General features: G+C 32.5%; 2 protein-coding genes. Both read right to left on the bottom strand.

The features are described 5' to 3' along the window. Positions 1–124 precede the first annotated feature (124 nt). Positions 125–850, bottom strand: a complete 726-nt coding sequence (locus JI65_RS16820; RefSeq protein ID WP_191018319.1) for an EcoRI family type II restriction endonuclease — start codon at positions 848–850, stop codon at positions 125–127. Positions 851–859: 9 nt separating this feature from the next. Further along, entirely contained in the window at positions 860–1,969 is a 1,110-nt protein-coding gene (locus JI65_RS16815) for a DNA adenine methylase (protein WP_191018318.1), read from the bottom strand. Positions 1,970–2,079: the final 110 nt, after the last annotated feature.

Here is a 2,079-nt window from a genome sequence, read left to right as displayed (position 1 = left end):
CATAACAATTGCTTAAACGGTGGCGCGGCTTGACCGCGACATCCGCTTTGAAGCTTTGTTATGCTTTGTTACTACAAAAATATATCTTTTAGCAACGGCTTGACCGTTGCGTAAAAATAATTTCCTAATACAGATAATATCTTATTGATGCTTCTGCAATTTCTTTCATTTTCTCAAACATTTCTGGGATTGTCCACCTTTCTTCTCGAAAGAACATTGATACCGGTGAGAAATAATTTACATCGGAGTTTCCGTCTCTCTTGAAAACATAGATTTGATTTAAATTATAAAATTCGTTCATTACGATAATTTTTGAACGAACAGTTAATGTTTCTGGAGAATCTACCGCAAAGTCACATCCCCAGCCAAAGCAAACGAATGGAGTAATCTTTTCATAATTCATCATAGCTTTTATACCAGTTAGATTTTTACCAAGTCGCTCTATCGCATTTCCAGTAGCCTGTTTTGCCTTTCCCTCTTTTATTCGTTCTTTATTTGTTCCCTGCCGTTTTATTTCAGCAATTACAAGTGGAGATTTTTCATTTTTCTTTTTGTTGACCAAATATAGAACACCGCCATCTGGAATTATTTTACGGTCAATGCAATCGTAGCAGAATTCTGAGCGAATCCTTTTGCGTTTTATAAAATCAATCATGTATTTGATTTCAATTTCTGCGGAGAATTCCAAATCCCAATCACTTTCAAAATATGACTGAAAATCTTTTTTGCTTTTGAGATACTGCTTTACGAGTTCCATTGCCTGATAGACTTCTTTGTCGTCTATTTTGGACTTTTCGTTTTTAGGTTTGTGCTGCTCTTTTCTTTCTCTCAAGCTGTCATGCTGACTCATTGTAAACTCCTATTTTTCCAAAACAAAAAGATATTCAGAAACATGAATATCTCTGCTTCGTAAATTTCTGCTACCGCGGAAAGTATTGTATGTAATTTCTACAGTTTTTAACTTTCCGTACTTTCTTAACATTTCTGACATTTCATCGAATGTTATGAAACCTTCCGAGTTATATGAAATAATTGCGAACTTGCTCGACAAGTTTGCAATTATTTCTTCCATTGATTTTAATGCTGAGTAAGGTTTGTTGAATGCAGAACGGTTCCAGTCTTGTGTAATTCCGCTTATCTTACTGATTTCTACATCAAGTTTATTTTTAAGAATTAAATTAAGCATGAAATAATTTGAACCGTAAGGATGCTGATTATATGGCGGATCAAGATATACAATATCTAAATCTTTTAGTTCTTTTGAAAGCTGAACAGTATCTTTTTGATAAATTTGCAAGTGTGATTCGAAATTACTAAATACCGGTTCTTTAAGTTCGATTTTACCGAATATTCTTGTAAGTGCATTTTTTCCTGTCGCTCCAAAGCAACCAATGCCAGTATTTTTATCTTTATAAAAACCTTTAAAAACTCCGCTAGTATTTACATGAATTGAAGCTTCAGTAATGAGTGGGGCAAGAAAGAATTTTTTTAATTTTTCTTCGCTAACAACTTTATCTATTAGATTTCTATAAGTATCGATTAAAACTGCATTTTCATGTGTATAAAAAACTCGTTCGCCTCTTAGGATATTATTATCATCCTGTGGAGCATAGTTTTGTGAAATTATTCCAGGCAGTTTTTCTTTAGCACAAAGTGCTTCGATTTCATTACGGATTTCAATACATTTCTTTTTAGGATAATTCTTTTTGTTTATGAGATAGCAGCTGTTTATCATTGAAGAATAATTTTCTAGGTCATTTACAATCAGTTTTGAAGAATGTTTTTTAAGCATTCTTGCAACAATACCTGAGCCTGAAAATACATCTGCACAAACTAATTTTTCTTTTCCTAATTTTTTTGAAATTATTTCTACTTCGTTTTCAATATTACCGATTAAACTTCTTTTGTTACCAAGATAAGTAATTATCTGTGTTGTAAGAAATTCTTTATTTTCTTCGAGTTCGAGCATTTTTTCTCTTTTCCATTCTAAGTTTGAGAATTTGAAATGCTCGATTTTATATTTTTAAATTCTACCAGCCCAGTGGGCTGTGAGCATAACAATTGCTTAAACCGCAAACC

This window comes from Treponema zioleckii, from assembly GCF_014737315.1.
GTDB lineage: Bacteria > Spirochaetota > Spirochaetia > Treponematales > Treponemataceae > Treponema_D > Treponema_D zioleckii.
The sequence above is the reverse complement of the archived record's forward strand: the minus strand, read 5'-3'. Positions and strand labels throughout refer to the sequence as shown.

Excerpts from the sequence above, each read along its gene's own strand:
- JI65_RS16820 (WP_191018319.1), bottom strand. The coding sequence starts at position 850 with ATGAGTCAGCATGACAGCTTGAGAGAAAGAAAAGAGCAGCACAAACCT.
- JI65_RS16815 (WP_191018318.1), bottom strand. The coding sequence starts at position 1,969 with ATGCTCGAACTCGAAGAAAATAAAGAATTTCTTACAACACAGATAATT.